The sequence below is a fragment of the Streptomyces sp. NPDC054770 genome, assembly GCF_053611985.1.
Genome location: NZ_JBSHBL010000169.1, coordinates 1 through 5,091, shown reverse-complemented (window position 1 = coordinate 5,091; position 5,091 = coordinate 1). Strand labels below are relative to the sequence as shown.

Genomic DNA, 5,091 nt, shown 5'->3' with positions numbered 1-5,091 from the left:
ACCTGGTAACCGTCCATCGCCGCCTGCAGAGCGCAGATCGGGTCGATCTCGGTGACGATCACACGGGCACCCTGCCCGCGCAGGGACTCCGCACACCCCTTGCCGACATCGCCGTAGCCGCAGACGACCGCGGTCTTGCCGCCGATCAGGACATCGGTGGCACGGTTGATGCCGTCGATCAGCGAGTGCCGGCAACCGTACTTGTTGTCGAACTTCGACTTCGTGACCGCGTCGTTGACATTGATCGCCGGGAACAGCAGGTCACCGTCGCGCTGCATCTCGTACAGACGGTGGACACCGGTCGTGGTCTCCTCGGTGACACCGCGGATCTCGGAGGCCAGCTGGGTCCACTTCTGCGAGCCGTCCGTGATGGTGCGGTGCAGGAGTTCGAGGATGACGCGGTGCTCGTCGGACTCGGCGGTGTCGACCGAGGGGACCTTGCCGTCCTTCTCGTACTCGACGCCCTTGTGGACGAGGAGGGTGGCGTCACCGCCGTCGTCGAGGATCATGTTGGGGCCGCCGGTGGGGCTGTCCGGCCAGGTCAGCGCCTGCTCGGTGCACCACCAGTACTCCTCCAGGGTCTCGCCCTTCCAGGCGAAGACGGGGACGCCCTGCGGGTTGTCGGGCGTGCCGTTCGGGCCGACGGCGATGGCGGCGGCCGCGTGGTCCTGGGTGGAGAAGATGTTGCAGGACGCCCAGCGGACCTGTGCGCCCAGGGCGACCAGGGTCTCGATCAGGACGGCGGTCTGCACGGTCATGTGCAGGGAGCCGGTGACGCGGGCGCCGGCCAGGGGCTGCGCGTCGGCGTACTCCTTGCGGATGGACATCAGGCCGGGCATCTCGTGCTCGGCCAGGGTGATCTCCTTGCGGCCGAACGCGGCCAGGGAGAGGTCGGCGACCTTGAAGTCCTGTCGGCTGTCGACAGTCGTCATGGGGAGCTGCTCCTCGGGTTGGGTCGAGGGTGGGTACGGCTGGTCTGCGCGGCGGCGGACAAGGGGGTGCCGAGAAAAGGACACAGGCATGCCCACGTACGCGCAGCGCAGTCCGTCGGAGGCCCTCTCTCCCTCGGACGGTCCGTACGGGACCGCCCGACCGCCATCAGCAGCGACGTCTGGCTCCGTCCCAAGTTACACCGCAGGAGCGGGCCGTCCCCAGTCCGCCTCCGAACAGATCACGCCGTTCGAGGAGAGTGAGCGTGGGCGGCGGGGCGGGTCAGTGGTCGGCGGGGAGGGGGTTCGGGCCGCCCGGGGTGGCTTGCGGGTCGGGGCCCTTGGCGGCCTCCGCCTCGCTGTAGATGTCGGGTTCCAGGTAGATCACCCGGGCGATGGGGACCGCGGTGCGGATGCGGGACTCGGCGGCGTTGATGGCCCTGGCGACCTCGGCGGCCGTGTCGTCGTGCCGGACGGCGATCTTGGCGGCGACGAGGAGTTCCTCGGGGCCGAGGTGGAGCGTGCGCATGTGGATGATGCCGGTGACCGTGTCGCCGTCGACGATCGCGGCCTCGATCTTCTTGACCTCCTCGACGCCCGCGGCCTCGCCGAGCAGGAGGGACTTGGTCTCCGCGGCGAGGACCAGGGCGATCATGACGAGCAGGACGCCGATGCAGACCGTGCCGACGCCGTCCCACACGCCGTCGCCGGTGAGCAGGGCGAGGCCCACGCCGCCGAGGGCGAGGACGAGGCCGATGAGGGCGCCGAAGTCCTCGAGGAGGACGACCGGGAGCTCGGGGGCCTTGGCGCGGCGGATGAACTGCGACCAGGACAGCTTGCCGCGCAGTTCGTTGGACTCCTTGATGGCCGTGCGGAATGAGAAGCCCTCGGCGATGATCGCGAAGAACAGCACACCCACCGGCCAGTACCAGTGCTCGACCTGGTGGGGGTGGCTGATCTTCTCGTAGCCCTCGTAGATGGCGAACATGCCGCCGACCGAGAAGAGCACGATGGAGACGAGGAAGGCGTAGATGTACCGCTCGCGGCCGTAGCCGAAGGGGTGCTGCGGGGTCGCCTCGCGCTGGGCCTTCTTGCCGCCGATGAGCAGCAGGAACTGGTTGCCGGAGTCGGCGAGCGAGTGGACGCCCTCGGCGAGCATCGACGAGGAACCGCTGAACGCGAACGCCACGAACTTCGATGCCGCGATCGCGAGGTTGGCGCCGAGTGCCGCCACGATCGCCCTGGTGCCGCCTGACGCGCTCATGAGTTCGCGTTGCCCCTTCTCGTTCTCGTCTTCGCCGGTACTCGTCTTTGCCCGTGCTTTGCCGGTGGGCCATTCTTGCAGCCCCTCAGCGAGAGATGAGGACCCCCCTCAGACGATCACCGTGGCACGGAAGAGCGTGCCCGCGCCCGACACCTCCGCCTTCTCACCCGCCGGGACGAACACCGACTGCCCGGGGGCCAGGTCGTCCTCGCCGACGCGGACCGTACCGGCCGTGCAGAGCAGGATCTGCGGGGTGGGGAGGGTCAGGTCGTGGGCGGCGGTGCCCTCGGGGAGGACGTACCGGGAGAGCCGGAACTCGTCGATCGGCGTCTCGTAGACCTCCTCGCCGTCCGGGGCCGCCTCGGGGCGCAGCACGCCCGCGTCGCCCGCCTCGAAGCGGACGACGCGCAGGAGTTCGGGGACGTCGACGTGCTTGGGGGTCAGGCCGCAGCGCAGGACGTTGTCGGAGTTGGCCATGATCTCGACGCCGAGGCCGTCGAGGTAGGCGTGCGGGATGCCGGCGCCGAGGAAGAGGGCTTCGCCGGGCTGCAGGCGGACGTGGTTGAGGAGCATGGCGGCGATCACGCCAGGGTCGCCCGGGTAGTGGTGGGCGAGGTCGGCGTAGGGCGCGTAGTCGCCGCCGAGGCGGGTGCAGGCGGCTGCGGCCTCGGCGACCGTGTGGGCCATCTCCTCGCGGTCGGCGGTGAGGATCGCGGTGAGGACCTCGCGCAGAGCGGCGTCCTCGGGGTGCGCGCGCAGCAGGTCGACGTACGGCTTGAGGGAGTCCACGCCGAGGCCGTCGAGGAGTTCGGCCGTCCGCTCCGGGTCGCGGAAGCCGCACAGGCCGTCGAACTCGGTGAGCGCGCAGATCAGTTCGGGCTTGTGGTTGGCGTCCTTGTAGTTGCGGTCCGGGGCGTCCACCGGGATGCCGCGCCGCTCCTCGTCCTCGTAACCCTCCCTGGCCTGTTCCAGGTTGGGGTGCACCTGGAGGGAGAGGGGTGCGCCGGCGGCGAGGATCTTGAGCAGGAAGGGCAGGCGCGGGCCGAACCTGGCGACGGCCGCCTCGCCCAGTTCGGCCTTCGGGTTCGCGTCGATGACCTCGACGAGCGTGCCGCGCGCGGTGCGTGAGGGGGCGCCCGGGTGCGCGCCCATCCACATCTCCGCCTGCGGCTCGCCGCTCGGCTCGACCCCGAGCAGCTTCGGGATGGCGGTCGGGGAACCCCAGGCGTAGGGGCGGATGGTGTTGTCGAGGCGGTCCATGACTTCTCTCTGCCGGTTCTCTGTGCGTGCGGAGGCGAGCGTGGGCAACGGCGTGGCACGGCTCACGTGTTCACCGCGTGTTCTCCCGCCGGTTCACCTTCGGTACGGCCCTCAGGTCGTCCTTCGTACGGCGGGACCGGTGCCGGTGTCCACCTCAGGCCCCCGAAGCGAGCGTCAGGTAAACGGCGGCGAAATCCGTGACGGCGATCAGTTCCGCGAGGGTCTCCAGCTCGTCGCCCTCCTCGGGCTCCAGCTCGCTGATCGGGGTGTCGTGGCCGAGGGCGAGGTCGCGGGCGGCGGGTGCGGCGGTGAGGCCGCCGATGGGGCGGTCCCGGAGCAGCACCACGCGCGCGTGCAGCGCGGGCGGCTCGTCCACGCGGTCACGGAAGAAGTCGTCGGGGTCCGCGCTGGCGGCGAGCGGCCCGGCGAGCACGGCGGTGTGGGCTGCCAGGGCCTCGGGGAGTTCGGCGACCAGGGCGGGGCGGCCGGCCAGTTCGGCGAGGGCGGCGGCGAAGCGGCGGCCGGCCGGGCCCGCCGATCCGCCCTCCGTCCAGACCACGGGGAGCGAGTCGGAGAGTTCCGCGGCGAGGGTCTTGGCCGGGTTGCTGTAGGTCACGATGGCCGGGCCGCAGCGCTCGGCGATGTGGTCGAGGCGGTCGGCGACCTTCTCCAGGGCGTCCGGCGGGGCGGTGACCAGGCCGATGCGGTCGAGGAGCGCGAGCAGCGGGGTGAGCAGCGCCCACAGCACGCCCGGGGAGGAGCCGGCGAGCGGCTCGCCGTGGTCGTACGGGGCTGTCGCCATCGGCATGAACAGGCCGTGGGCGCCGGCCACCGCTTCGGCGAGCGGGGTGTCGGCGGGGGCCACGGCGGCGACCGAGCAGCCGTGTCGGTAGGCCTGGTCGGCGAGGAGAGAGAGGCTGGGTTCGGTGCCGTCCGGGGTGGCGATCAGCAGCAGGTCGACGGAGCCGGCCCAGCCGGGGAGCTCCCAGCGCAGGGCGCCGGCGGCCGGGGCGACGCCGGTGGGGGCCAGGCGGGTGACGGGGCTGCCGGGTCCGGCCAGTGTGCCGAGGAGGTCGGCGGCGTGGGTGGCGGCGACGCCGGGGCCGGCGATCAGGACGGCGCGCGGGCGGCCGTCCGGTTTCAGCTCCTGGACACCTGCCTCGTTGGCCTGCCGGGCCGCCGTACGGACGCGGGCGCCGGCCTCGGCTGCTCCGCGCAGCAGACCTCGGCGGTCGGCCTCGGCGAGGCCCTCCGGGGTGTCGAGCAGCGATTCGTCGAGCATGGAGCGGCCTCCGGTTGCCGGGGTCCTGATGTTCTGCGGGTGTCGTGCCTGGTGCTTACGCCGGGCGGCGGGCCTCGTCGACGAGGAGGACGGGGATGCCGTCACGGACGGGGTACGCCAGGCCGCAGTCCTGGCCGGTGCAGATCAGCTCGGCGTCCTGCTCCTTGAGGGTGGCGTGGCAGGCCGGGCAGGCGAGGATCTCCAGGAGGCCGGCTTCGAGCGGCATGGGGGTTCCCTTCGGGGGTGGATGTTCGCGTGCGGTCAGGTTACCGCCGGTGGGGTGGGTTGGGCTGGCCGTGGGGGACCGGTGACCGTCCGCCGGGGTGACCGCCCAGGGGGCTCCGCCCCCTGGACCC

5 protein-coding genes are annotated in these 5,091 nt (G+C 71.8%); all 5 read right to left on the bottom strand.

Annotated elements, in window-relative coordinates:
• Window positions 1-932 (bottom strand): adenosylhomocysteinase (locus ACWGKQ_RS51790; RefSeq protein ID WP_453299112.1); only part of this gene is annotated, 932 nt, incomplete at its 3' end.
• 280 nt (window positions 933-1,212) lie between these two features.
• A complete protein-coding gene (locus ACWGKQ_RS51785) occupies window positions 1,213-2,193 on the bottom strand; it encodes a cation diffusion facilitator family transporter (protein WP_453299111.1) in 981 nt (326 codons plus the stop codon).
• A gap of 108 nt (window positions 2,194-2,301) precedes the next feature.
• Entirely contained in the window at window positions 2,302-3,453 is a 1,152-nt protein-coding gene (manA, locus tag ACWGKQ_RS51780; RefSeq protein ID WP_453299110.1) for a mannose-6-phosphate isomerase, class I, read from the bottom strand.
• Window positions 3,454-3,607: 154 nt separating this feature from the next.
• A complete protein-coding gene (locus ACWGKQ_RS51775) occupies window positions 3,608-4,735 on the bottom strand; it encodes an SIS domain-containing protein (RefSeq protein ID WP_453299109.1) in 1,128 nt (375 codons plus the stop codon).
• Between the two features lie 55 nt (window positions 4,736-4,790).
• The gene (locus ACWGKQ_RS51770; protein WP_293993735.1) at window positions 4,791-4,961 is read right to left on the bottom strand and encodes a Trm112 family protein; all 171 of its coding nucleotides are present in this window, start codon (window positions 4,959-4,961) and stop codon (window positions 4,791-4,793) included.
• Window positions 4,962-5,091 lie beyond the last annotated feature (130 nt).

Coding starts and splice junctions, on each gene's coding strand:
- ACWGKQ_RS51785 (WP_453299111.1), bottom strand. CDS start 2,193: ATGAGCGCGTCAGGCGGCACCAGGGCGATCGTGGCGGCACTCGGCGCC.
- manA (WP_453299110.1), bottom strand. CDS start 3,453: ATGGACCGCCTCGACAACACCATCCGCCCCTACGCCTGGGGTTCCCCG.
- ACWGKQ_RS51775 (WP_453299109.1), bottom strand. CDS start 4,735: ATGCTCGACGAATCGCTGCTCGACACCCCGGAGGGCCTCGCCGAGGCC.
- ACWGKQ_RS51770 (WP_293993735.1), bottom strand. CDS start 4,961: ATGCCGCTCGAAGCCGGCCTCCTGGAGATCCTCGCCTGCCCGGCCTGC.